A 24,832-nucleotide genomic window follows, 5' to 3' on the forward strand; every position below is an offset into this window, starting at 1 on the left:
TCTCTCCAGACGGGCGGGCGGGCGTCGGTGCGTGCCGGGTCAGCCGGCCCAGGGAAGCGGGTGGCCGGAGGTGCCCCAGTACAGGGACTTCTGGCGCTGGTAGGCGCGGATCGCGTCGCGGCCCTTCTCCGTTCCGAGGCCGCTGTCCTTCCATCCGCTGAACGGGGTGGAGGCGCTGAACTGCTTGTACGTGTTGATCCAGACCGTGCCGGCCTCGATCCGGCGGGCGAGCTGCCAGGCGGCTCGCAGGTCTCGGGTCCAGATTCCGCAGGCCAGCCCGTAGATGGAGTCGTTGGCCTGGCGGACCAGGTCGTCCTCGTCGTCGTAGGGCAGGGCGACCAGGACGGGCCCGAAGATCTCCTCCTGGCAGGTGCGCGAGGTGTTGGGCAGTCCGTCCAGGACCGTCGGCAGGTAGTAGGCGCCGTCCTGGTACCGCTCGCCCTCGGGCGCCGCGCCTCCGCACAGGACCCGGGCGCCCTCGGAGCGGGCGAGGTCCACATAGGCGGCGACGGAGTCGCGGTGGCTGTGGTGGACCAGGGGGCCGACCTGGGTGCCCGGTTCGGTACCGGGTCCGACGCGCAGCTTGCGGACGCGCTCGACCAGTTCGCCGACGAAGGAGTCGTAGATCTCCCGGGCCACGAAGAGCCGGGAGCCGGCGATGCAGGACTGCCCGCTGGAGGAGAAGATCCCGAACATCACGCCAGCCAGGGCCTGCTCGATGTCGGCGTCGGCGCGCACGATCGTCGGCGACTTGCCGCCGAGCTCCAGGGAGACGGGGATGAGCTTCCGGGCGGCGAGCGTGGCGATGGACCGGCCGGTCTCCGTACCGCCGGTGAAACCGATGCGGGCGACGAGGGGGTGGCGCACGACGGCGTCACCGACCACCCGGCCGCTGCCCGGGAGTACCGACAGCAGGGCGGTGGGCAGGCGGAACTCTTCGAGTGCCTGGGTGATCAGGCGGCCGAGGGCGAGGGAGACGAGGGGCGTCCAGGCAGCCGGCTTGAGCAGGACCGCGTTCCCTGCGGCGAGCGCGGGCGCGATCTTCTGCGCGTCGCTGGCGACAGGAGAGTTCCAGGGGTTGATCGCGCCGACGACTCCCAGCGGCTCGTACGCGCTCATCGTGACGTACGGGCCGCGGGAGGGCGTGACCGAGTCCTCGGCGCTCTCCAGGGCTGCCGCGATGTAGCGGAAGGTGCCTGCCGCGCTGAGCGCGAGGGCGCGGGTCTCGGTGAGGGTCTTGCCGGTGTCGGCGGTCTGCAGTGCGGCAAGGTCGTCCGCCGCCTGCTCGGTCAGCTCGGCGATGCGGTGCAGCAGCCGGGCGCGCTCGTGGGCGAGCAGGTCCCGCCAGGCCGGGTCCGCGACCGCCTTCGCAGCGGCTTCGGCCGCTTCGTCGACCTCGTCGGCCGACGCGGTGTGGACGGTGGCGAGGACGCGGCCGGTCGCCGGGTCGACGGTGTCGAGCAGCTCGCCCGCTCCGCGTCGCCACTGGCCCGCGATCAGGATGTCGGTGGGGATGTGCGGCACGGGTGTACCTCCGGGCGGGGGGCGGGCAAGGGCTGGGCTGCGAGTGGGGAGCACGGGGTGCGTTCCACCACCCGGAACCGTCGAAGTGCTAGAAATCTAAGCGCTTAACTATTCTTCCGCAAGGGCCCAGGGCGAAATCGTTGCCTTCCATGCCTTGAGCACGCCCTCCACGGCATCGATGATGAACACCAAGTTGCCGGAAGCAAGATTCCTAAGCTCTTAACCATTGACCGCTTAGATACTTGAACCTACTGTCTCCGCAACTGCTCTGCCCGCGGAAGGAACCCCTCCATGACGACTGTGGCCGGCAAGCCAGCCCTCGGCTCCATAGCCGCGAGACTCGAACGACTGCCGCAATCACGCTGGCACGTCAAAGTCCGCTTCCTGATCGGCGCCGTCACGTTCTTCGAGGCGTTCGACCAGTTGTTGGCCGCCTCCGCACTGCCCGTCCTGATGAAGGAATGGAACCTGACCACCGGCCAGGCCACCTTCGCCGTGACCTCCGCCTCGATCGGCATGCTCCTCGGCGCCATCGCCGCGGGCTGGCTCGGAGACCGGATCGGCCGAGTGCGCACCGTCGCCCTGGGCGTCGCGATCACCGGTCTTGCCAGCCTCGCCGTCGCGTTCTCGGGCAGCATCGAGACCTTCTCGCTCTTCCGGTTCGTCCAGGGTCTCGGAATCGGCGGTGTCGTGCCCGTCGCGGCCACGTACATCAACGAGATCGCCCGCTCCGACAAGCGGGGCCGCTTCGTCCTGCTGTACGAGATGATCTTCCCTGCCGGACTGGCGGCCGCCACCCTGGTCGCCGTGTGGGTGGTCCCCAACTTCGGCTGGCGCGCGATGTTCCTCCTCGGCACTCTCCCGGTGCTGATCGCCGCCGTACTTCCGCGCCACGTGGCCGAGTCCCCGCGCTGGCTGCTGGCCCGTGGACGTACGCAGGAGGCGGAGGAGGCCATCGCCCGCATCGAGGCCGAGGTCGTCCGCGCCACGGCCGAGCCGCTGCCCGCACCCGCCGCCGACGTACAGGAAGAGGTCTCCCAGGGCCGCCTGCGCGACCTGTTCCAGGGTCGCTACCTGCGGCGCACAGCGGTCCTGTCGGGCCTGTGGTTCGTCGCCTACTACGTGAACCACGGCATCTCGGTCTGGCTGCCGTCGCTCTACACGAAGCAGTTCGACCTGGACCTGACCACCGCGCTCGTCTTCACTCTGGTCAGTAACATCACCGGTCTGCTCGGCACGTTCATCATGGCCATGCTGGTCGACCGCATCGGCCGAAGGCCCGCCCTGATCGGCGCGCTCGTCGGCACCGTGCTCTCGCTGGGCGTGCTCGCCGTACTCGGCGCGACCTCGGGCACCCAGGTCGCCGTCTTCGCCTCGTGCACGACGTTCTTCCTCTACGCGATCAACGCGGGGCTCTACCTGTACTCCCCCGAGCTCTACCCGACGGCCAACCGGGCCAAGGGGGCGGCGTTCGGCGGCCTGTGGAACCGGCTCGGCGTCATTCTCGGCCCGATAACCGTGGGCGCGATCATCGGAGCCGGCGGCAGCCTGGGCCTCGTCTTCGCACAGCTCGCCGCAGTGGCCGCGGTGGGCGCGGGCATCGCCTGGTTCGCCATCGAGACCAAGGGCCGGACACTGGAGGAGCTCAACTCCTGACGCTTCCGGAAGTCCGGGTGAGGGGCCGGTGTCCCGGAGCAGTGATCACTGCTCCGGGACACCGGCCCCGAGCGTGTGCCCCAGCGCGCCGAGAAGCCCCGACAGGCGGCGCCGGTCTGCCGGTACGAGCCCGGCGAGCAGCTCGTGCTCCTGGGCGGACCGTGCGGCAGAGACCCGGTCGGACAGCGCGATACCCTCCGGGGTGAGGCACAGCCGGACGATCCGGCGGTCATCGGTGTCGCGCTCCCGCCGGATCAGGCCGACCGCCTCGAGACGGTCCGCGTGCTGGGTGAGGCCGCCCGCGCGGACGGCGCCTGCGGCCGCCACCTCGCCCATCGTCCGGCGGTAGGGCTCGCCCGCGTCGCGCAGCGTGGCCAGGACCTCGTAGGCGGGCAGACTGATGCCGTACGCGCGGACGGTCCTGCCGACGAGCTCCTGATGACGCCGGGCGCACTCGCTCAGCCTGTCGAACAGGGACGGGGCGGAGTCGTCCGCGCCGGGGGGCGTCGGCGAGGGCTGCCGGGTTTCCGGCTTCCCGGAGCGGGTGGACGCGGCCTCGCCCGGACCCTGGGTGCGGCGTTCCGGGCCGCGGGCGGGACGGACGGCGTCACCGAAGGCGGTGGTGAGCACGTCCGTCAGCGCCGGGGCGAGGTCCTCGGTCGGGACGGACACCGCCGGATCGTGCGCGAAGACGTAGCGTTCCATGATCACGCCGAAGAGGACGCTGCGGATCATGGCGATGCGCACCTCCGCCTCGGCCGTGTCGCCGAGCAGCCGCGCGAGGGGTTCGCCGACCTGCTTGTCCAGGATCGTGCGCAGCAGTTCGGCACTGGGCGGGTGGCTGACCGCCGAGCGGATCAGCGCCGGCCAGGGGTCGTCAGCCGGCAGCCGGTCCCAGCGGTCCAGGTAGGCCTGGGCAAGGGCTGCCGGCAGATCGCCCGCGGCGTCGGCCCCGAGCACATCGCCGGTGACACCCGCTCCGCTCCCGACCGCCTCGCGGAACAGACCGTCCTTGGTGCCGAAGTACGCCATCACCAGGCCCGGCGTCACCCCCGCATCGGCCGCGATGGCCCGGACGCCGACACCCTTGTAGCCGTGCGCGCCGAACAGTCGGCGAGCGGCATCGAGGACCGCGCGGCGATTGCCTTCCGGGTCGTGGGAGCCGGGGCGGCGCGGCGCGGCCGCTGACTGCCCGGCATCGGGGGCGGGACTTCCGGCCGCTCGTCGGCGGCCCTTGCTCTCTGGATCCACATCCCTCACATTAAACGAGTGTTCATAAAAACAGTCGTTCAAAAATCGTCACACTATGTGTACGGGACCGGAACGGGAGGTGAGCGGCAGTCCACTGCCGCCACGCCGGACCGCGATGATCTCGGCCATGATCGACACGGCGGTCTCCTCGGGTCCCCGGCCGCCGAGATCCAGGCCGATCGGCGACCGCAGCCGTGCGATGTCCGCCTCGGTGGCGCCGGCCGCACGCAGCCGTTCGAGCCGGTCCTGATGCGTACGGCGGCTGCCCATGGCGCCCACGTATCCGGCGCGGCTGCGCAGCGCGAGCGCGAGAACCGGTACGTCGAAGCGGTGGTCGTGGGTCAGCACGATCACCGCGGCCCCCGGGCCGACCAGGTGCTCCTGGGTGCGGAACCAGCGCTCGGGCCGGTCGGTCACCACCTCGTCGGCGCCGGGAAAGCGCTCGGGCGCCGCGAAGGCGGGCCGGGCGTCGCAGACCGTCACGCGGTGTCCGAGCGCTGCGCCGATCCCTGCCAGGGGCCGGGCGAACTCGGCCGCACCGAAGATCAGCAGCCGCGGCCGCGGCGCGAACGACTGCACCAGCAGCCCCCTCTCCGGCACGCAGGCAGCGCCGTCGGCCGCAGCGTTTCCGCTGGTCACGAGTCCACTCGCGGCCCGTCCCAGCATGCCCTCGGCGGCCAGGACCGCAGCTCGGTCCGCATCCGGGTCACCCAGGGAACCGGTCACCGTCCCCCCGCCGACGGCCAGTCCGCCGCCGTCGAGGGGGGTGACCAGGGCGACCGGCACACCGGCCGCCAGATCGGCGGCGACACGACCGAGCGGCACCTCGGGCCCCACCTCGCGGATCAGCACCTCGATGGTGCCGCCACAGGTCAGACCGACCGCGAAGGCGTCGTCGTCGCCGACCCCCCAGCGCTCGACGGTCGGCGCGGCGCCCGCGAGCACCTCCTCGGCGATCGCGCAGACGGCGGCTTCGACGCAGCCGCCGGAGACGCTGCCGACGATACGGCCGTCCTCGGACACCAGCATCGACGCGCCCGGCGCGTGCGGCGCCGAGCCCCAGGTCCGCAGGACGGTCGCCATGGCGAAGCGGGTGCCGGAGCGCTGCCAGGCGACTGCCTGGTCGATGACGTGCCGCATGTCGCTCACCTCGGACTAGGAATCTCGAACGGGGAAATCTCGGACAGCCTCTTGCCAAGAAGAAACTTTAGTGTAAATCATTTTAGGTACTAGATAGATCTGTACGTGTCGAACGGAACGGCGCGACGACGACCAGAGAGGACCGGTGGCAGCAGGTTGAAACCCTCATCCTTCGACTACACCGCCCCCAGCACCGTCGGTGAGGCGGTCGCCCTCCTCGCCGACGAGGAGCGGGAAGCCAAGGTCGTGGCGGGCGGCCAGTCCCTGATCCCCATGCTGAACATGCGCCTCGCCAGACCCGAGGTGCTCGTCGACATCACTCGCATCCCGGAGCTCGGGCGTCTTCACGTCGACGCGGAGGGCAACCTCCGCATCGGGGCAGCCGTGCGGCAGGCCCGCGCCGCCGCCGACCCCGCGGTACGGGACGGGTGGCCGCTGCTGGCCGCCGCGATCGAGCAGATCGGCCACCCGCAGATCCGCAACCGCGGCACCGTGTGCGGCAGTCTCGCCCACCACGACCCTGCCGCCGAGCTGCCCACCGCGGCCCTCGCGCTGGACGCCCGGTTCGTGATCACCGGGCCGCGCGGAACCCGCACCGTCACCGCCGAGGACTTCTTCGTCGCGACCTTCTCCACCGCCGTCGAGGTGGACGAACTGCTCACCGAGGTCGTCTTCCCTCCGCTCCCGGCGGATCACGGCTGGGCGTTCGAGGAACTGACCCGCAGACACGGCGACTTCGCCACCGTCGGCGTGGCGGTGGTTCTGGGCCGGAGCGCGGGGACGGACACCGTCCGGACCGCCCGTGTGGTCTTCAGCGGCGCGGCCCCCGTCCCCGTACGGCTGGCCGCCGCCGAGGACGCGCTCGTCGGCAGCGATGCCGGCGGGCAGGCCCTCGCCGCCGCGGCCGACGCCGCGCTGGCCGGGCTCGCCCCCTCCGACGACATCCATGCCACCGCCGAGTACCGGCGCGAAGGCGCCGCCCACCTCCTCGTCCGCGCCTGCACCACCGCCTGGGAGCGCTGCTGATGACCCCGTCCGTCCCCACCCCGCTCACGGCCGGTCCGCCGCCGCTCGCCGAGCCCTCCGCCTGGCACGAGATCACCCTCACCGTCAACGGCCGGCCGGTCACCGCCCAGGTCGAGTCCCGGTTGCTCCTCAGTGACTTCCTGCGCGACCGGCTCGGTCTCACCGGCACGCACGTCGGCTGCGAGCACGGGGTCTGCGGAGCCTGCACCGTCCTCGTCGACGACGAACCGGTCCGTACCTGCCTGATTCTGGCCGTGCAGTGCCGGGGCGCCGAGATCCGCACGGTCGAGGGCCTCGCCCCCGGCGACGCGCCTCTCACCCCCGTACAGCGGGCCTTCCACGAGTGCCACGGCATGCAGTGCGGCTTCTGCACGCCCGGGTTCGTGATGACGGCGACCGCCCTCACCGAGCAGTCCGAGCGCCCGGACAAGGAGCAGGTCGCCGACGCACTCAGCGGGCATCTGTGCCGGTGCACCGGCTACCGCAACATCCGACGTGCCGTGTGCCAGGCACTCGACGAGCGATTCGGGGAGTGACCCGCGTGTCCCACGATTCCCACCCGCACCCGCACGGCGACGGCAGCTGGATCGGCCGTTCCGTCCCGCGCGTCGAGGACGACCGGCTGCTGCGCGGCAACGGCCGCTACGTCGACGACATCGCCCTGCCCGGCACCGTCGAGGCCGCGTTCCTGCGCAGTCCGCACGCCCACGCCCGCATCGACTCCGTCGACGTGAGCGCGGCGCTGGCCGCGCCCGGCGTCGTCGCCGTGTGGACCGGCGACGACGTGGCGGACCTTCCGGCGATGCTGAACAAGGAGGAACTGCGCACCCCTCCGGGGCTCGCCGAACTCCTGGACCCGGTCGTCCGCATGACTCCCATGCCGCTGCTCGCCGCCGACAAGGTCCTCTACGTCGGCCAGCCCGTCGCCGTGGTCTTCGCCGAGAACCGCTACCTCGCCGAGGACGCCCTGGAACTCGTCGACGTGCGCTACTCCCCGCTGGCGGTACTCGTCGACCCCGAGCTCGCCCTGACCCCGGACGCCCCGCTGCTGCACGAGGAGCTGCCCGACAACACGGCGGTCACCGTCGCCGCCCGTGTCGGCGACCCGGACGCCGCGTTCGCCCGCGCGCACGCCGTGGTGAGCGAACGGTTCGAGGCCCACCGGTACGTCGCCTCACCGATCGAGACCCGCGCGATCTCCGCCCAGGTGGAGCCGTACAGCGGCCGGCTGAACGTCTGGTCGGGCACCCAGACGCCCCACCGGCTGCGGGACGCGATCGCCCACACCCTGGGACTGGAACCCGCGGCCGTGCACGTCGTCGCGGCCGACGTCGGCGGCGGTTTCGGCCAGAAGGGCATCCTCTACGTCGAGGAGCTCATCGTCCCCCATGCGGCCCGCCGCATCGGCCGCCCCGTGCTGTGGCGCGAGGACCGCAACGAGAACCTCACCGCTTCCTCCCACGCCCGTGAGCAGATCCACCACATCGAACTCGCCGCGGACTCCGAGGGCCTGATCACCGCCGTACGGGACCGGATCACCGTCAACTTCGGCGCCTACAACATGACCGGCCTCGTCGTGCCGTACAACTCGCTCTGCCATCTGCTGGGCCCGTACCGCATCCCCCACGTGGACATCGACGTGGTCGGGGTGCTCACCAACACCACGTTCGCCACGCCCTACCGCGGAGCCGGACGCCCGGAGACGGTCTTCGCCATGGAACGCGCGATGGACAGGCTGGCCGCGGAACTGGGCATCGAACCGGAGGAGTTGCGGGCACGCAATCTCGTCGGGCCCGACGCCATGCCGTACGCGACCGGACTCGTGGACCGCTCGGGCAGACCGCAGACGTACGACTCGGGGGACTATCCCGAGCTGCTGCGCCGCGCCGTGGCCAAGGCCGATGTCGAGGGGGTACGCGCACGGCAGCGCGAAGGTGCCCGGGGCGGCAAGTACGTCGGTATCGGATTCGCCATGTACATCGAGGCAACCGGCCTCGGCCCGTTCGAGACCGCCCGGATCGACGTCGCCCCCAGCGGCAGGGTGCGCCTCGCCATCGGCGCCCCCTCCCAGGGACAGGGGCACCGCACCTCGATGGCACAGATCGCCGCGGACGCCATCGGGGTGCCGTTCGACGTCATCGACGTGGTCGGCGGGGACACGGAGGCCACCCCGTTCGGTGTGGGCACCATCGCCAGCCGGGCCCTGGTCAACGCGGGCAACGCCACCCACCGGGCCGGCCGGCTGGTCCGCGAGAAGATCGTCGAGGCGGCGGCGCGTCGTCTCGGCGTCGACGCGGACGGCCTCGGCCTCAGCGACGGCGTCGTGGCCTCCAAGGAGCCGGGCGGCCCTTGCATCGGTCTGGCGGAGCTGGCCGGGCGGGCCCCGCTGCCCGGCACCCCCGAACCCACCGACGGGCGGTACGGAACCGAGATCAGCGAGACGGTGCACTTCCGCCCACCGGGCTTCGCGGTCTCGGCCGGAGCGCACGCGGCGGTCGTCGAGGTCGACGCGCGTACCGGCGGCATCGAGATCCTGCACTATGTCGTCGTCCACGACGCGGGCAACATCGTCAACCCGATGATCGCGGAGGGTCAGGTCACCGGCGGCATCGCTCAGGGGATCGGCGGCGCCCTGTACGAGGAGATGGTCTACGGCCCCGACGGCCAGCCCCGCACCGGCACGTACATGGACTACCTGGTGCCCACGTCCTCGGAGATACCCGACCTCGACATGGACGAGACCTTCACCCCCAGCCCCATGAACGATCTCGGGGTCAAGGGTCTCGGCGAGGGCGGCGCGATCGCCCCGCAGGCGGTGCTGGCCGGTGCCGTGGAGGACGCGCTGCGCCCCTTCGGTGTGGTCGTACGCCGAGGACCGCTCTCTCCCAGCCGGGTCCGTGACCTGATCCGGACGGCCGAGGGCGCTTGAGCCCGCCCGACCCCCTTCCGCTCCTGAATCCGGCCCGCGGACGAATCCGCGTGACCCCCGCGGCCGGACCTCCCTCATCCCGGCACCGGCCGGCAGCTCCTCCGATTGGACACTCCATGCAGCTCGACCACTCCTTCACCGTCCCGGCGGGTCCCGACGACGCCTGGAAGCTCTTCCTCGACCTCGGCCGGGTCGCACCGTGCATGCCCGGCGCCGTGCTGGACACCCTCGACGGTGACTCGTTCACCGGCCGGGTCAAGGTCAAGGTCGGTGCGGTGCAGATGAGTTACCGCGGCGAGGGCACCGTCAGCCGCGACGGGGCCGCCCGTTCGATGCACCTCGACCTCAGCGGGAGCGAGACCCGGGGCTCGGGTACCGCGTCGGCCACGGTCACCGCGACGCTGGCCGCCGACCCGCTCGGCACCCGGGTGCGCGTACGTACGGACCTCGACATCACCGGCCGTCCCGCGCAGTTCGGCCGGGGCATCATGACCGAGGTCGGCGACCGCATCGTCCAGCAGTTCGCCACCCGTCTCGAAGAGCTGCTGCGGGACTCCGCGGGCTCCGCTTCCGTCACGGCGACCACGGGTGCGGCGCCGTCCGCCCACCTCTCGCCCGAGCCGGAGGCGGTGGACCTGGGAGCGGCGGTGCTGCCCGTGCTGCTCAGGAAGGCGGCCGTACCGACGGCGGCCGTGCTGGTCACCGTCGTCGTGATCCAGCTGCTGAGGCGACGTTCGCGCAGGTGATTCGGGCTGCGCGGCCCCTCCCCCGGTCCGGCCCATCGCCTCAGCGGTAAGATTCTCAGTGCCGTGAGAACCTGGCGGGCGCTGTACGAGGGGATGGGCATGGCTGCATCGAAGCCGGTGGACCGGGACGCCGTCGCGAACGTGATCGAGGACTGGGCGCGCGAACGCCCCGAGCTGGACACCAGTCCGCTCGAGGTCCTCGCGCGCCTCCACCGTTCGTTCCTCCGCTACAGCACCAGGCTCACCGCATCGATCGAGCGTCACGGCCTCTCCGTGGCCGGCTTCGACGTGCTGACCGCTCTGCGTCGGTCCGGAGCTCCCTACCGGCTGACGGCCGGACAGCTCGCGGACACCGGGCTGGTGTCATCGGCGGGAGTGACGTTGCGGATCGACCGCCTGGAGAAGGACGGTCTCATCGTCCGCGAGCGGGACGCCGACGATCGCCGGGTCGTCTACTCCCGTCTGACCGACAAGGGTCTGTCGACGGTGGACACCGTGTTCTCGGAGCACCTCGACAACGAACGCCGGATGCTCAGCGGGCTCTCGCCGTCCGAGTGCCGCCAGCTGGCGCGACTGCTGCGCAAGCTCGAGGTCTCGATCATCCATTCCGACGAGGAGCCGGCCGACGCCACGGCGTGATCAGAGGTGCGGCGTCCGTCATCCAAGGAATGCGGCGGTGGCGGTCACGAACGTGCCGGGATCGTCGAGCCACGGGAAGTGCCCCGCCCCGGGCTGAACGACCAGCTCGGCGTGCGGGAACAGACCGGCGAACTCGGTCACCGCGGGCGGAGGGGAGTTCAGGTCGACCTCTCCTGCCAGCAGGAGGACCGGCGCGGTGAACCGTGCGAGCGCCGCCCGTGTGGTGTCCGGATCGAAGGCGCCCTCGGCGGCGAACGCACCCGCCCCCTCCGCGTTCTTCTGACCGGCCTCCGCGGCCCGGAACGCCCTGGCCGCTTCGTCCCAGCGGCCGTGGAAGAACGGGGCGATGGCTTCGAACGCTTCGGAGGTCGCGTTGCCGGCAACGATGGCTTCCAGGGCGGCGAACGCCTCGGGGAACCACGGCTCGTCCTGGCGGAGCCGTGCCGTCCGGCGCCGGAGTTCCCCCGTGACCGTGATGCCGACGGCCATGACGCTCGGCGCGATCAGCGCGAGCCTGCCGACGCGCTCCGGGTGGCGCTCCGCGTACAGCGCGGCCAGATTGGCGCCGGCCGAGTGTGCGAGGACGTCCACCGTGTCGAGACCCAGGTGGACGCGCAGGGATTCGACGTCGTCGACGAGCCGGTCGCAGCGGTAGGAGGAGACGTCCTCGGGTGCGGCCGACTGCCCGGTTCCGCGCAGGTCCAGCATGATCAGTTGTCGGTGCGCGGCGAGGCCCCCGAGGTTTCCGAGGTACGCGGAGTCCTGCATCGGTCCGCCGGGAAGGCAGAGCACCGGGGCGCCCGCTCCGAAAGCATGGTAGGCAAGCTTGGTCCCGTCGTACGCGGTGAAGACAGTCATGGTCAGGAGACTGCCAGCGGCGTACGGGCGGAGCAAACGGATATCCCGGCGGTCGGCGAACGCGGGCGTGCGGGGCGAGGCGGGCGCACGCTAGGCGCACGCACGGCCCGGGTACTCGTCGTCCTCCGGTGCACCCGCCGCGCGCATTCTGCGCAGGACCTCACGCAGGTCCGAGTCGGCCACCTCGGCAGGCATGTTGAGCTCCCTGTCGAAGACCATGCTCGTCCCGTCCGTGTTCCAGATGACCCACCGGGCGGTGGGCTCCGGCGTCTGCCACAGCCCTGCCCACCGTTCGGGCGCTTCCGTTCGCTCACTCACGGCTTTCCCGTCTCCTTGGTGTCACGGCCGGCCACGTACGTGACCACGACCTCGATGTCTGCGATCCGCGAAGGGTCGACGCGCCTCGGATCGTCCCCGAGCACCACGAGGTCGGCCCGTCTGCCCGGGGTGAGGGTGCCGGCGCTGTCGTCCCACCGGCAGGCGTGGGCACCGGCGACGGTGTAGGCGCGCAGGGCCTCGTCGACGGTGATGCCCTCGTCCGGTCCGATCAACAGGCCGGAGACGGAGGCCCGCTCGACCATGAACTGGATCGCGCGCAGTGGCGACCCGTCCGTCACGGGCCGGTCGGAGCTGCCCACCAGCGTGACGCCGTGGTCGAGGAATCCCCGGCCCCGGTACATCCATGCCGCCCGCTCCTCCCCCATGACGGCCGCGTAGTCGTCGCCGAAGTAGCGCAGGAAGTTGGGCTGGATCACGGCGCTCACCCCGAGACGGGCGAAGCGCGGCAGTTGGTCGGGCCTGATCAGCCCGGCGTGCTCGACGCGGTGGCGCGCGTCCGGCCGGGGTCTCAGCCGTTGCGCCCGCTCCAGCGCGTCCAGCGCCAGGTCGGCGGCACGGTCGCCGATGGCGTGGACGGCGAGCTGCCAGCCGGCGAGGTGGCCGTCCACGATGAGCTCCGTGAGGCGGTCGGGGTCGTCCTGGAGCTGCCCGGTGTGGGTCATGCCCTCGTACGGGGAGGTGAGCGCCGCGGTGCGCGCCATCATGCCGCCGTCGGTGTAGATCTTGAGCGCGCCGAGCGAGAGCCAGTCGTCGCCGAACCCGGTGCGCAGGCCCAGGTCCAGGGCCCGCGGAATGCCGTCGTCGCGGTGCGCGGCGCGTGGCCGCAGGGTGTCTCCCGCGGCCATGAGCTGAACCCTCAGGGGCAGCCGGCCCTGTTCCCGCAGGAGTTGGTACGCCCCGGCTTCGACGGGGCTGTTGCCCAGGAGGCCGCCACCGATGCCCGCCTCCGCGCACGCGGTGATGCCCTCGGCGAGACAGCCGCGGGCCGCGTACTCGATCGCGTCGGCGAGCTCCTCCTGGGAGTACGGCAGGCGCAGTCTCCGGGCGGCGGTCATGGCGCTCTCCGCCAGGAAGCCGTCCTGCTGCGGCACTCCGGCCGGAAGGAGCTCCAGGACCGCGCTGTTGACCACGCAGGCGTGTCCGGAGTCGTGCATCAGGAAGACCTTGCGTCCCTGGCTGACCCGGTCCAGTTCCGCAGCGGTCAGGTGGCGTCCCAGGGCCCGTTGGTCGTACCCGGCGATGTCGACCCAGGCGCCGGGCGCAGGTGTCCGCGAGACGGCCTCCGCCACGACGGCGAGGACATCCTCGACCCGCTCGCACGGGGCGACACTGGGCGTGCTCGCCCTGAGCCCGGTCCATGCCAGGTGTACGTGACTGTCGATGAACCCGGGCAGCACGGTGGCGCCCTGGAGATCGACGACCTCACGTGCGGGGAGGGCGGCCACCTCGTCGTCGAGTCCGACGATCAGGCCGTGCCAGATGCCCAGTTCATGGGCGACGGGGCGGCCCGGGTCCATGGTGAGGATGTGCGCGTTCGTCAGCCTCGTACAGAGCATGGGCAGTCAGTCACCGGTCGTCGCAGGTCCTGGCCATCTCGTCGTCCGTGCCCGGCACTTGGGCAGGGCTGTCCGCCGCTCGGATGGCGGGCGACCGGTCGGAACTTAGGTAACGCTAACCTGATCCGGGCGCCCTGTCGACGGGGTGGACCGGTCGCGCGGCCGTGGCCGGACACCGGTCCGCCACGGCCGCGCCGCCCGGTCAGGCGTCCTGGGGTCCGACGACCAGCACGATCTTGCCGGTGGTCCGGCCGGTCTCTCCGAGGGCGTGGGCCTTCGCCGCCTCGGCGAGCGGGAAGACCGCCTCTGTGTGGGCGCGCAGGGATCCCGCTTCCACGAGGTCCGCGATCGCCTCCATGCCGGCCCGGTCCGCCTCCACGAGGAGGGATTCGACACGTACTCCCAGCTCGGCCGCCCGGGCTGCCTCGCCCGGGTCGGTCCCCGGCAGAAGGGAGACGAGGATGCCGCCGGGGCGCAGGACTCCGAGGGAACGGGCGCGGGTGTCCCCGGACAGCGGGTCGAGGACGATGTCGACGTCCTGGACCACCTCGGCGAAGTCGACACTGCGGTAGTCGATCACCTCGTCCGCGCCGAGCGAGCGCACGAAGTCGTGCTTGGCACCGCTCGCGGTGCCGATGACGTGGGCGCCGCGGGCCTTGGCGATCTGGACGGCGAGGTGGCCGACACCGCCGGCGGCCGCGTGGACGAGGACCCGCTGCCCGGCACGGACCCCTGCGGTGTCGACGAGTGCCTGGTACGCGGTGAGAGCGGCGAGCGGGAGGGCCCCGGCCTGGATGTGGTCGATACCGGCGGGCTTGTGGGCGAAGGCACGCGCCGGCCCGCTCACGTACTCGGCGTGGGAGCCGAGTCCGTACGGGTACGGAAGCATCCCGAAGACCTCGTCACCGGGCTTGAAGAGGGTGACGCCGAAGCCGACGGCCTCGACGGTCCCGGAGACGTCCCAGCCGAGCACGAGCGGCAGCCGGTCGAGGAAGAGGCCGCCCTCCCGGTGCTTCCAGTCGGTGGGGTTGACGCCGGCCGCGCGGACGGCCACCAGAATCTGGCTCGGCCCGGGGACGGGCCGTGGCAGGCGGACCTCCTCGAGGACATCCGGGGTTCCGTAGGTGTTCTGGCTGATGGCGCGCATGGTGGCTGCGGCCGGGACGACGCTGTGCGCTGTGCTGTGACTCATACGTCCAGCATCGCGGCGGCTTCTGTTGAGTACCATGGCATGATTGCCACCTTTCGACAGGATCCTGCCATGGGACGTCCGCACCGCGTCGTCGTGCTCGCACTGGACGGCGTGTACCCGTTCGAGCTGGGTATTCCGAGCCGGATCTTCGGGGCCGCCGGCGGCCGGTACGAGGTCGTGACCTGCACCGTCGACGGACTTCCGGTGCACACCAACTCCGACTTCTCGGTCACCGTCGAGCAGGGACCGGAGGCACTGGCCACGGCCGACACCGTCGTGATCCCGCCCTTCGACACTTCGCGCATCACCCGGGAGGTGGCGCCGCCGGTCGCGGCGGCCCTAGCCTCCGTACCGAAGGGCACGCGTATCGTTTCGATCTGCACAGCCGCCTTCGTCCTCGCCGCGACCGGACTGCTCGACGGCCGGCCGGCCACGACGCACTGGGCCGTGACCCGGCTCTTCCAGGAGTGGTTCCCGCACATCGCGCTCGATCCGGACGTGCTCTTCGTCGACGACGAAGACGTTCTGACGTCGGCGGGAGCGGCCTCAGGAGTGGACGTGTGCCTGCATCTCGTGCGCAAGGACCACGGCACCACCCTCGCCAACCACGTCGCGCGCGCCTGCGTCGTTCCGCCGTGGCGGGACGGCGGGCAGGCGCAGTACATCGAGCAGCCGGTTCCCGGGACGTCCGCGAACAGTACGGCCGCCACCCGCCAGTGGGCGTTGGAGCACCTGTACGAGCCCTTGAGTCTGACCGAACTCGCCGGCCACGCGCGCATGAGCCTGCGCACGTTCGCCCGCCGCTTCGGCGAGGAGGTGGGGATGAGTCCGGGGCGCTGGCTGATCCAGCAGCGGGTCGTGCGGGCACGTCATCTGCTCGAATCGACCGATCTCCCGGTGGACGACATCGCCGCGCAGGTCGGCTTCGGCACCGGCACGTCGTTGCGGCAGCACCTGCACACGGCCATCGGCGTGACTCCGCTCGCCTACCGTCGTACGTTCCGGGGCGTACCGGCCGACGTCCGCTGAGCGGACCGGTCCGCGTCGGCGGGCAGGTCGAGCCGTGTGAGGTGCTCGGGCGTCAGCGCACGCAGGAAGCTCCCGGCGTCGAACGCCTCACCGGCCGCGGCCACGCCCGTTGCCTTGCACCGCCCGTCGAGGATCCGCGCGACCGCTTCCACGACGAGCGGTGCCGTGACGGCGTAGATGTCGCGCCCGCCCGCGACGGCACGGCGTGTCTCCTGGCCGCGGCGGACGACCGCCTCGACGAGGAAGGTCTGTGCGGAGCGTCCGCTGCCGTCCGCGGGGACGGGCGCCGGGGTGTCCTCCGCGCGGATGTCCTGCAACGGCACGAGGTTCATCACCGCGCGCACCTCCGGTGTCCGCACGTGGCGCGGGAGGGTGACCTGCTCGGCCGACGGGAACGCGCTGGCGTCCTGGCTGCCGAGCGGCTCCGGGAAACGCCAAGGGAAGACGTCCGGGGAGTAGCCGAAGGGCTGGAGCCTGCCTCCCGTGTAGGTGAGGTGCTGCCCCGCGTTGCTCTCACCGGTGAGCCGTGTGCCGGGCGTCGGGTGCCAGCTGTCGAGGCCGTAGGCAAGGGTGATTTCGTCCGCGTCCAGCCAGTCACCCAGGGCCGCGGTGGCGAGCAGGTCGCCCAGACCTCCGTAGAAGGCCAGGGACGGCACGAGAACGACGCCGGCTTCCCGGGCCTCGTCGGCGTACGTGTCGAACAGGGCGGCGGTGACGCCCTGTTCGGCGGAGACGTCCAGGTACGGAAGGCCCGCACGGAGCGCCGCCTCGGCCACGGCGGGAGCAGTCGCGAGGAACGGACCGGCGCAGTTGATGACCGCGGCCGCGCCGTCGAGCGCGCGGTCGAGAGAAGCCGCGTCCTCCGTGGTCGCCACGCGTACCGGCGCATCGGGGGCCAGCTCGCGCAGCGCGTCGAGTCCGCTCCGGTTCCGCCCGACGAGGAGTGGTGTCATGCCCCGGCTCAGTAGCTCGGCCACGACGAAGCGGCCGGTGTGTCCGTAGGCGCCGATGACAGCGACCACCGGCAGCGCGGAACGGTCGCCGGCTGACGGTGCGGCAGATACGGAAGAAGTGGGGCTCATCGCTGTCTCCTTGTGTGCGCGGGGCGAAGTGCCCCTCGCACACAGTGTTCCGCGCCCGCCCCGCATGCGACCAGTGGCTGAAATGACGAGGGGCGTACAGTTTCGGACATGCGAAACGTGGTGATGGCCCTCACCGAGGGCAGCATGCTCTTCGAGGCCGCCGCGGCCTGCGAGGTCTTCGGCACGGACCACTCCGACCTGGCCCACCCGTGGTACTCCTTCACCGTCTGCGGGGCTGACGGGGCCAGGGTCGGGAACTGGTTCCGGGCCGAGACCGCCCAGGGGCTGGAGGCCCTGACCGACGCGCACACCGTGGTCGTCCCGGCGTGGCGTGGCGTGGACATGGACCCGCCGGGGGATCTGGTCGACGCCGTCCGCGCCGCCCACGCCGCGGGAGCGCGGATCGTGTCCCTGTGCACGGGCGCCTTCGTCCTGGCCGCGGCGGGACTCCTGGACGGACGCCGCGCCACCACGCACTGGGCCCATACGGACGCGCTCGCCGCGCGGTATCCGCGCGTCAGGGTCGATGCCGGGGTGCTGTTCACCGATGAGGGCGACGTCCTCACCTCGGCGGGGAAGGCCGCCGGCATGGACCTGTGTCTGCACATCGTCCGTTCCGACTACGGGGCGACGGTGGCCAACGCGCTCGCCAGACTCCTCGTCACCCCGCCTCATCGGGACGGCGGCCAGGCGCAGTTCATTCCCGCGCCGGTGACGCACGGCCGCGACCACCCGCTCGCCGACCTGCTTCCGTGGGCGCTGGCCCGGCTCGACCAGCCGCTCACGGTGGAGGACCTGGCCCGGCAGGCCGGGATGAGCAGCCGCAACCTGGCCCGGCACTTCCACGCCGTCACCGGAACGGCACCGTTGCGTTGGCTGCTCAGTCAGCGCGTGCGGCAGGCGCAGGAGTTGCTGGAGTCGAGCGACGCCGGCATCGAGCGGATCGCGGCGCGGACGGGCATGGGGACGGCCGCCACTCTGCGGCGGCATTTCACTCGTGTCACGGGGCTGCCGCCCGAGGCCTACCGGCGGACCTTCGGCTCTCCGGGGCCCGACCGGTCGGGCTGAACAGCAGTCGCTTCAGGCGCGGTTGTCCGCGAAGGCGCCGGTGGCGGCGAAGGCCGCGGCGGCGAAGCGCTCGCCCATGCGACGGTGCGACGCGGCGTCCGGGTGGAGCTGGTCGGGCAGGGGCAGTTCGGCGAAGTCCTCCTCGCCGTAGAGTTCGCGGCCGTCGAGGTAGTGCAGGTTGGGGTCATCGGCGGCCCGTGCGGTGGTGATGCGGACGAGTTCCTGCCGGATGATGTCGAGCGTCAGGCGGGTGGAGTCCTCGGGGTCGCCCATGGCGAGGAAACTCAGCTTCCCTTCACCGATGTTGCTGAAGTCAGGGGCGGCCGGGCCGGGAGTGTCCTCGTGGATCGGGCAGAGGATGGGCGACACGACCAGCAACGGCGTGGTCGGGTGTCCCTCCCGGATGGTGTCGAGGAAGCCGTGCACCGCCGGGCCGAAGGCACGCAGGCGCATCAGGTCGGCGTTGACGAGATTGATGCCGATCTTGACGCTGATCAGGTCCGCGGGGGTGTCCCGCATGGTCCGCGCGGTGAACGGGTCGAGCAGCGCGCTGCCGGCCAGGCCCAGATTGATCAGTTCCACGCCGCCGAGGGACGCGGCGAGTGCGGGCCAGATGCTGGTGGGGCCCGCGGCGTCGGATCCGTGACTGATCGAACTGCCGTGGTGCAGCCACACCTTGCGGCCCCGGTCCGGTGCGGGCTCGATGGGGGCGTCGGTGCGCAGCGCGACCAGTTCGGTGGTCTCGTTGTGCGGCAGCCAGATCTCGACGTCCTTGTCGCCGTCGGGCAGATCGGCGAAGCGGAGGGTGCCTGCCCCGCCTGGCTCGTGCACGACCGAACCGGTGGTCATGTCGATGGTCAGGGTGTTGCCTGAGGCCACACCGGCCCGGCCGGCCAGGCGGCCGTCGACGAGCAGGTCGTACATGCCGTCGGGGCGGGGCGGGGCACCCACGTAGACGCGCTTCGTCGGAACGGTGTCCAGTTCGACGGCGGTGGCCCGGGTGCGGAACACCAGCCGTACGCCGGAGGGCTGGGCCTCCGCCATCGCCAGTTGCCCGTCGGCGCACTGGGCGCGGGCCCAGGCGGGAAGCCGGTGCGGCAGAAGGCCCCGTGCGGTGTGTTCCAGATCGAGGGCGCCGCGGAGGATGTCAGCGGTGACGGGCGTGGTGATCCAGTTGCGCTCGGTGTCCATGTCTCAACCTGTTGATCGAAGCGTTCGGGTGCGTCGGGGCAGGGAGCCTCAGGGTGCGGGCCAGTTCCGCAACAGGGCGTCGAGGGCGTCCATCATCCGGGTCCAGGTCTCCTGGGTGTCCGGGGCGCTGTGGCTGAAGCCTCCGCCCATCTCCAGGCTGACGTAGCCGTGGAAGAAGCTGCCCAGCAGCCGGACCGCGTGGGTCTGGTCGGGTTCCTCCAGGTCGTAGCCCCGGAGGATCGCGCGCGTCATCTGCGCGTGCCTGCTGCCCGCGCTGGCGGCGGCCGCCTCCGGATCGAGCCGCAACTGTGCCGCGGCGTACCTTCCGGGATGCTCATGGGCGTAGTCGCGGTAGACGTTCGCGAGAGCCGCCAGGGCGTCCTTGCCGGCTCGTCCCGCCAAGGCGGCGGCGCCACGGTCGGCGAGCTCCTCCAGGGCGAGCAGCGCGATCCTGGTCCTGAGGTCCTGGGAGTTCTTGAGGTGCGAGTACAGGCTCGCGACCTTGACGTCGAACTGCCGGGCGAGCGCGGAGACGGTCACCTTCTCGAAGCCGACCTCGTCGGCCATTTCCGCTCCGGCCCGGGTCAGACGTTCCGCGGTCAGACCTGCGCGCACCATGCGTTTCCTCCCGTTGGGCAGAACCCATGATGCATTTACCTAATACCTTTAGGCAAATCAGGTAGCTGCAGAACCTGGGAGGCGCGAGGCGGGCTGACCCGGCAGCGGACCGGCGGGGAGGCCCGCGCATCACGATGCGCGGGCCTCCGACCGCCTCACGGGATGCCGTGCCGCTCCCGTGCACCGCCGCGCGCCGTCAGTCCGTGACCGCGTCGAGCTCGGCGATACGTGCCTGGGCCCGGGGACTGTCGGCGCGTCCCATGGCGGTCCACTGCTGGGCCAGGACGCCTGGACCGTAGTTCCTCGATCCGCCGATGCTCGCCGCCAGCGTCTGGGCGCGGGCACCCTCCTCGATGAGCAGGATCGTGCGGGCGAGGTCCAGCAGTCCGCCGCGCCCCCAGATGGTGGCGCCGCCGTTGGCCTCCAGGATTCCCGGTACCTCGGGGTCCTCGTCCAGCACCCGGATGATGAACGCGTCCTCGGCCTCACGACGGTCGAGGTAGACCGGCAGTTCATCGGCGAGCGTGTCGCGCTGGACCGGTACGTAGCGGATGGGCAGCGGACGGTGGGTCTGCCCCCAGGCCGCGAGGTACGGCGTGTGGACGTGCGAGATCGCGTTGAGCCACGGATGAGCCGCGAACACCGCGGCGTAGCGGAGCCCGTCGCCCCACGGACGCAGCGCGTCCGGACCGTTGAGGATGGAGGTCAGCACCACCTCCGGCCTGGCGCCGGGGCGCAGCGGGTCAGGGTGCTTCACCGCGGCGACCAGTTGCTCGCCCGGTGCCCGCACCACGAAGCTCAGCGTCGCACTGGCGGTGGTCGTCCCGGTCTCGCGCAGCACCTTGAACGCCGTCGTCGCCTCGTCGAGCAGCGTGGCCGTGAACGCGTCGACATCGACTCCGGCGCTCATCGGGCGGCCACCAGCGCGTGCGCCGCCCGGAGCGGCTCGTGGGCCACCCACGCGTCCAGCGGGAAGTCGGGCCTGACAAAGGAATGGGACACGAGGAACTCCTTCTGTTGGTCGAGCAGGGTGAGCCGGTCGTCGGACAGCCCGGGGTGCAGACGGCGGTGGAAGTCGCCGCGGTGGGCCGCGGCGACCGCTTCCGGTGTGCCACCGGTCTCGCTGTGCAGGATCCGCAGCAGCTCCTCCCGGTGGCCGGCCGCCCAGTCGGCGGCCCGCAGCGTCTCGGCGAGGAACCGCACGACGAGTTCGGGATGCTCGGCGAGCGTCCGTTCGTGGACGGTGATCGGCCGGGGCGTGCCGTTGTTGACCCGGCTGCGTGGGTCGTCCTCGTCGTCGAGGTCGATTCCGATCACCACGCCCGCCTCGGCGGCGTGGGCGAGTGCGGCGGCCCCTTTGACGTAGACGGCGTCGACGTCGCCGCGCCGGAGGGCCTCGATGCCGGTCCACGGGTGGGGCAGCGCGCCGTTGACCGTCCACTCGGCGTGCGCGTCCCGGGCGTCGGGAACCTCGGTGAACTCCATGGCGTGGAGCCCGAGTCCGGCGATCTCGAGCGCGCCCCTGAAGCCCTGCAGCGCCATCGCCCGCATGATGCCCGCGCCCGGTTCGGCGCCGTGGACCGGCAGCGCGGCGCGCCGTCCGGCGAGGGTTCCGGGGCTGTCGATACCCGATCCGGGGCGGACGAGAATCGCCTGTCGCTCCTCGATCCAGGTCAGGCCGATGAGCCGGGTCGGCGCACCCCGGGCCCGGGCGGCGAGCGCCGGGATGCTGCCTCCTTCTCGGAAGAGACCGGGTAGTTCGTGGTCGAGGTGGTGGCGGGCCAGCTCCGGCGCACCGTCCTGGAGGAGGGTGACCGTGATGCCGTCGCCGGCGAACGCCGCTTCGAGCAGCCCGAGTCGGTGGGCGAGGCCGCTCGCGGTGGGGACGGGGCACCGGGTGAGACGGATCGTGTCGATGGTCGGCGCACCTGCGGCGCCCGGGGTCCGGTGGCCGGTCATCGCGGCCCGGATCCGTGGGCCGCGACTGCGGGCAGGGACTCGGGGCCCCGAGGGGGCGGAAAGTGGGCAAGCAGTTCGTCGTAGCCGTCCGGCTGGAACGGCGGGATCTCGAACTCGTGGTCGGTGTCGAGGAGCGGCAGCACGTCCCTGCCGAAGCGCAGCGCTTCGGACGCGAGCGGCCATCCCGAGAGGATGAAGGACTCCGCGCCGTGCGCGGCGTACTCCTGGATCCGCTCGGCGACCTGGGCAGGTGTGCCGACCAGCCACGTTCCGGCGCCGGGCCCGAAGAAGTCGAAGCCGAACGTGCTCGGCCCGAGCCAGATGTTGGGGTGGACGACCAGGTCCTCGACCTCGGGCAGCCGGCCGGCACGGAGCGCGTCGACACAGCGCCGCACCCGTGGGTCGTCGGTCTCGACCTCCTTGTCCAGCCACCCGGGCCCGAGCTTGTACGCGACGAGTTCCACCGCCTTGTCGTACGAGGTCTGCTCCAGCAGCCACCGGGCGTGGGCCCACGCCTCCTCCTCCGTGTCGCGTACGACGACCTGGAGCCGGGTGCCGTACCCGAGCGTGCGTCCGTGCGTGGCGGCGATCGCCGCGACCTTCCGGAACCTCGCGCCGAGCCGGTCCGGAAGATCGGCGAAACTGAGGTAGAAGTCGACGGTCCTGGCCGCGTGTTCGACTCCTGCCTCGGAGGCTCCCGCGCCCCACAACGGAATGCGGGACTGGACGGCATCCGGGAAGAAGGTGAGCGGGATGTCGAAGGTCCGGCCCGCCAGCCGGATGTGCTTGCCCTCGTAGGGCTCCTTGCTGCTGGTCCAGCGGCGGGAGAAGGCTTCCCAGTACTCGGCGCTGTAGGAGTAGCGCTCGTCGTGCGGAAGGAACATGCCGTATTCGGGCAGCCAGGAGTCGTGCCCGTTGACGACGTTGAAGAGCAGGCGCCCCTCGCTGAAGTTGTCGATGGCCAGCGCGATGTCGACGAGTTTGGCCGGGGAGAGGAGCCCCGGGTACAGGGCCACCAGGAAGCGCATCCGCCGCGTGAGCGGTGTCAACGCCGCGGCGAGGGCGAGCGGCTCGTGCGGGCCGGTCGGCAGCAGGGCGCCGTAGAGCCCCACCCGGTCGATCACTTCGGCGGTCGCCCGCAGCCGGGGCAGGTCGTTGCGCCAGACGCCGTGCTCCTCCCACGGGACGGGTCCGTCGGCCGACTGTAGGTACCAGAGGATCTTCACCGTCATGGCTGCCGCTCCTTCGCCTGCTCGGTGTGGCGGGAGCGCGCGGCGAAGTCCGCGCGCCCGGTGTGCTCCGCGTTCGCGTCCCCGGTGCGCCACGCACGCCGGACGAGCGCTGCGGCGCGTTCGGCGACGAATGCCGTGGGGGCCATGGTGTGACCGCGGTTGAGGACGGGGATCGCGGAGGCGTCGACGACGCGGAGCCCGGTGATGCCCCGGACCCGCAGGTCGGCGTCGAGCACGGCGTCCGGGTCGTCGTCGGGGCCGAACCGGGCGGTTCCGGCCGGATGGAACATGGCCCCGGCCGCACTTCGGATGTGGGCGTCGGTGTCCTCGTCGGCGAGGGAGGGCCCGACGGGCGCTCCCGCGTACGGGGTGAGAGAGGGCGCGGCGAGGAGGCGGCGGGCGAGGCGCACCCCGGCACGCAGCACGGCGAGGTCGTCGCCGTCGGGATCGCTCAGGTAGCCGGGATCGATGAGGGGCTGCGCCAGCGGGTCGGTGCTCGCGAGGCGCACGGTCCCCCTGCTCCGCGGCTGGAGTGCGACCACACCGAACGTCACCCCGGGCCCCTCGCCCCGGGGAGCGTCCCGGCCAGGTGCGAGCACGATCTCGATGTCGGGAGCGGACACTTCGGGGCGGCTGCGCGCGAACACCACCGCTCCCGCCGTGCCGTCGGCCGACCCCTTGCGGTGCGGCTCCTCGGGGTCGGCGGTGTCCGGGGCCTGTACCGCGCCACCGACGCAGATGTGGTCGTGGAGATTGCGCCCGACGCCCGGAAGCTCCGCGACCACGGGAATCCCGAGCTTCTCCAGGTCCTGTGCGGGACCGATGCCCGAGAGCAGCAGGAGCTGCGGAGACCGTACGGCGCCCGCGGCGAGAAGCACCTCCCGCCGTGCGGCCACGGAGACGGGCGGGCCGCCGTCGTGCTGGTAGGTGACACCCGTGGCGCGGCCGTCCTCGACGACGATCCGGGTGACGTGGGCTCCGGTCACGATCCGCAGGTTCGCGCGGGTCCGCGCGGGGGCGAGGAACGCGTCCGCGAAGGTGACGCGATGCCCGTCCCGAACCGTGAGACGCAGGGCGTCGACGCCCTCGGGGCTTTCTGCACCGCTTTCCGCGCGGGGCAGCCCCAGCCCGTGTGCGGCACTGAACAGAGCTTCGGTCAGAGGGTGTTCGGCCACGGAGCGGACCGGCAGCGGGCCCCGGCCGGTCCCCGTGCCGTCGTCCTCCAGCCGGCGGAGGGACGCTCTGGCGTTCTCCCAGGACCAGCCCTCGCCGTAGGCACTCCAGGCGTCGTAGTCCGCTGCGCCGCCGGGCACCCACAACGACGCGTTGATGGCGGACGATCCGCCGAGCGCGCGGCCCGATGGCCAGTGGACGGCCCGTTCGCCGAGTCCGGGCTGCGGCACGGTGTCGTAGGACCAGTCGGCGTCCGAGCCCCACAGCTCGGCGCCCCGTAAGGGGTCACGGGTCTGCGGGGAGTCGGGGAGTTCCGGTCCGGCTTCGAGCAACAGAACGGTGGTGTCGCGGAGTTCGGTGAGCCGGGCGGCCAGGACCGAGCCGGCCACTCCCGCGCCCACAACCAGGAAGTCGTACGCGGGTGGTGGGGCGTCAGGCATGGCGGGAGACCCCGGGGGTCGCTGCCGCGGCCGCTGCGTGTGTCATGCCGTCAGGCTCGGGCAGCCGCGAAGAGCTTGTCAAATAGTGAAGGCACATTTCACATAGCGGCAACCTTTGCCATGATGGGGCCGACGACGGCAGCACTCCCGTCCCCCGTCCACACGGACGGCCCAAGGAACAGGA

Annotated in this window: 22 protein-coding genes; 8 read left to right on the plus strand and 14 right to left on the minus strand. The window is 71.8% G+C overall.

Annotation, left to right across the window (positions count from 1 at the left end):
• Positions 1-39: 39 nt before the first annotated feature.
• Positions 40-1,524 (minus strand): aldehyde dehydrogenase, encoded by a 1,485-nt coding sequence (locus ACFW9O_RS32620; RefSeq protein WP_351181260.1) that lies wholly within the window; start codon positions 1,522-1,524, stop codon positions 40-42.
• Positions 1,525-1,815: 291 nt separating this feature from the next.
• On the opposite strand from ACFW9O_RS32620, the gene ACFW9O_RS32625 reads away from it, so the two are divergent.
• Positions 1,816-3,180 (plus strand): MFS transporter, encoded by a 1,365-nt coding sequence (locus ACFW9O_RS32625; RefSeq protein WP_384614362.1) that lies wholly within the window; start codon positions 1,816-1,818, stop codon positions 3,178-3,180.
• Between the two features lie 45 nt (positions 3,181-3,225).
• Here ACFW9O_RS32625 and ACFW9O_RS32630 read toward each other — a convergent pair whose 3' ends face one another.
• A complete protein-coding gene (locus tag ACFW9O_RS32630; RefSeq protein ID WP_384614364.1) occupies positions 3,226-4,431 on the minus strand; it encodes a TetR family transcriptional regulator in 1,206 nt (401 codons plus the stop codon).
• 48 nt (positions 4,432-4,479) lie between these two features.
• A complete protein-coding gene (locus ACFW9O_RS32635) occupies positions 4,480-5,571 on the minus strand; it encodes an XdhC family protein (RefSeq protein ID WP_384614366.1) in 1,092 nt (363 codons plus the stop codon).
• 156 nt (positions 5,572-5,727) lie between these two features.
• Here ACFW9O_RS32635 and ACFW9O_RS32640 point away from each other — a divergent pair, with 156 nt between their 5' ends.
• From ACFW9O_RS32640 to ACFW9O_RS32660, 5 genes are all read left to right on the plus strand, one after another.
• The gene (locus ACFW9O_RS32640; RefSeq protein WP_384614368.1) at positions 5,728-6,597 is read left to right on the plus strand and encodes an FAD binding domain-containing protein; all 870 of its coding nucleotides are present in this window, start codon (positions 5,728-5,730) and stop codon (positions 6,595-6,597) included.
• On the plus strand, positions 6,597-7,133 hold the full coding sequence (locus tag ACFW9O_RS32645; RefSeq protein WP_384614370.1) for a (2Fe-2S)-binding protein: 537 nt from the start codon (positions 6,597-6,599) through the stop codon (positions 7,131-7,133). The genes ACFW9O_RS32640 and ACFW9O_RS32645 overlap by 1 nt, the downstream gene beginning before the upstream one ends.
• 5 nt (positions 7,134-7,138) lie before the next feature.
• Entirely contained in the window at positions 7,139-9,526 is a 2,388-nt protein-coding gene (locus ACFW9O_RS32650) for a xanthine dehydrogenase family protein molybdopterin-binding subunit (RefSeq protein ID WP_384614371.1), read from the plus strand.
• A 116-nt stretch (positions 9,527-9,642) separates the two neighbouring features.
• Positions 9,643-10,272 carry an SRPBCC family protein gene (locus ACFW9O_RS32655; protein WP_384614373.1) on the plus strand — a complete coding sequence of 210 codons (630 nt, stop codon included), beginning with the start codon at positions 9,643-9,645 and terminating at the stop codon, positions 10,270-10,272.
• Between the two features lie 99 nt (positions 10,273-10,371).
• A complete protein-coding gene (locus ACFW9O_RS32660) occupies positions 10,372-10,911 on the plus strand; it encodes a MarR family winged helix-turn-helix transcriptional regulator (RefSeq protein ID WP_384614375.1) in 540 nt (179 codons plus the stop codon).
• A gap of 18 nt (positions 10,912-10,929) precedes the next feature.
• On the opposite strand, the gene ACFW9O_RS32665 is transcribed toward ACFW9O_RS32660, so the two are convergent.
• The 4 genes from ACFW9O_RS32665 to ACFW9O_RS32680 form a co-directional block, all read right to left on the minus strand.
• Positions 10,930-11,769: an alpha/beta fold hydrolase gene (locus ACFW9O_RS32665; protein WP_384614377.1), complete on the minus strand. Its 840-nt coding sequence runs from the start codon at positions 11,767-11,769 to the stop codon at positions 10,930-10,932.
• Positions 11,770-11,859: 90 nt separating this feature from the next.
• On the minus strand, positions 11,860-12,087 hold the full coding sequence (locus tag ACFW9O_RS32670) for a hypothetical protein (protein WP_384614379.1): 228 nt from the start codon (positions 12,085-12,087) through the stop codon (positions 11,860-11,862).
• On the minus strand, positions 12,084-13,664 hold the full coding sequence (locus ACFW9O_RS32675; protein ID WP_384614381.1) for an amidohydrolase: 1,581 nt from the start codon (positions 13,662-13,664) through the stop codon (positions 12,084-12,086). Before ACFW9O_RS32675 ends, ACFW9O_RS32670 begins: the two co-directional genes overlap by 4 nt.
• A 202-nt stretch (positions 13,665-13,866) precedes the next feature.
• Entirely contained in the window at positions 13,867-14,811 is a 945-nt protein-coding gene (locus tag ACFW9O_RS32680) for an NADP-dependent oxidoreductase (protein WP_384614422.1), read from the minus strand.
• A 114-nt stretch (positions 14,812-14,925) separates the two neighbouring features.
• On the opposite strand from ACFW9O_RS32680, the gene ACFW9O_RS32685 reads away from it, so the two are divergent.
• Complete coding sequence (locus tag ACFW9O_RS32685; RefSeq protein WP_384614382.1) at positions 14,926-15,885, plus strand: GlxA family transcriptional regulator; 960 nt, start codon at positions 14,926-14,928, stop codon at positions 15,883-15,885.
• On the opposite strand, the gene ACFW9O_RS32690 is transcribed toward ACFW9O_RS32685, so the two are convergent.
• Positions 15,843-16,967 carry a saccharopine dehydrogenase family protein gene (locus tag ACFW9O_RS32690; RefSeq protein WP_384614384.1) on the minus strand — a complete coding sequence of 375 codons (1,125 nt, stop codon included), beginning with the start codon at positions 16,965-16,967 and terminating at the stop codon, positions 15,843-15,845. The two genes, ACFW9O_RS32685 and ACFW9O_RS32690, sit on opposite strands and share 43 nt — an antisense overlap.
• Before the next feature lie 108 nt (positions 16,968-17,075).
• On the opposite strand from ACFW9O_RS32690, the gene ACFW9O_RS32695 reads away from it, so the two are divergent.
• A complete protein-coding gene (locus ACFW9O_RS32695) occupies positions 17,076-18,035 on the plus strand; it encodes a helix-turn-helix domain-containing protein (RefSeq protein WP_384614386.1) in 960 nt (319 codons plus the stop codon).
• A 12-nt stretch (positions 18,036-18,047) separates the two neighbouring features.
• On the opposite strand, the gene ACFW9O_RS32700 is transcribed toward ACFW9O_RS32695, so the two are convergent.
• The 6 genes from ACFW9O_RS32700 to ACFW9O_RS32725 all read right to left on the minus strand — a co-directional run bounded on the left by ACFW9O_RS32700 (position 18,048) and on the right by ACFW9O_RS32725 (position 24,648).
• Entirely contained in the window at positions 18,048-19,226 is a 1,179-nt protein-coding gene (locus tag ACFW9O_RS32700; RefSeq protein ID WP_384614388.1) for a GDSL-type esterase/lipase family protein, read from the minus strand.
• A 48-nt stretch (positions 19,227-19,274) separates the two neighbouring features.
• Entirely contained in the window at positions 19,275-19,844 is a 570-nt protein-coding gene (locus ACFW9O_RS32705) for a TetR-like C-terminal domain-containing protein (RefSeq protein ID WP_351179717.1), read from the minus strand.
• 196 nt (positions 19,845-20,040) lie between these two features.
• Positions 20,041-20,754, minus strand: coding sequence for a class II aldolase/adducin family protein (locus tag ACFW9O_RS32710; RefSeq protein WP_384614389.1), 714 nt, complete (start codon positions 20,752-20,754; stop codon positions 20,041-20,043).
• Positions 20,751-21,803, minus strand: a complete 1,053-nt coding sequence (locus ACFW9O_RS32715) for an ABC transporter substrate-binding protein (RefSeq protein WP_384614391.1) — start codon at positions 21,801-21,803, stop codon at positions 20,751-20,753. Before ACFW9O_RS32715 ends, ACFW9O_RS32710 begins: the two co-directional genes overlap by 4 nt.
• Entirely contained in the window at positions 21,800-23,035 is a 1,236-nt protein-coding gene (locus ACFW9O_RS32720; protein ID WP_384614393.1) for an LLM class flavin-dependent oxidoreductase, read from the minus strand. The genes ACFW9O_RS32715 and ACFW9O_RS32720 overlap by 4 nt, the downstream gene beginning before the upstream one ends.
• Complete coding sequence (locus ACFW9O_RS32725) at positions 23,032-24,648, minus strand: GMC family oxidoreductase (RefSeq protein WP_384614395.1); 1,617 nt, start codon at positions 24,646-24,648, stop codon at positions 23,032-23,034. Before ACFW9O_RS32725 ends, ACFW9O_RS32720 begins: the two co-directional genes overlap by 4 nt.
• Between the last annotated feature and the right edge of the window lie 184 nt (positions 24,649-24,832).

Origin of the sequence: Streptomyces sp. NPDC059499 (assembly GCF_042749285.1) — a bacterium.
Lineage (GTDB): Bacteria > Actinomycetota > Actinomycetes > Streptomycetales > Streptomycetaceae > Streptomyces.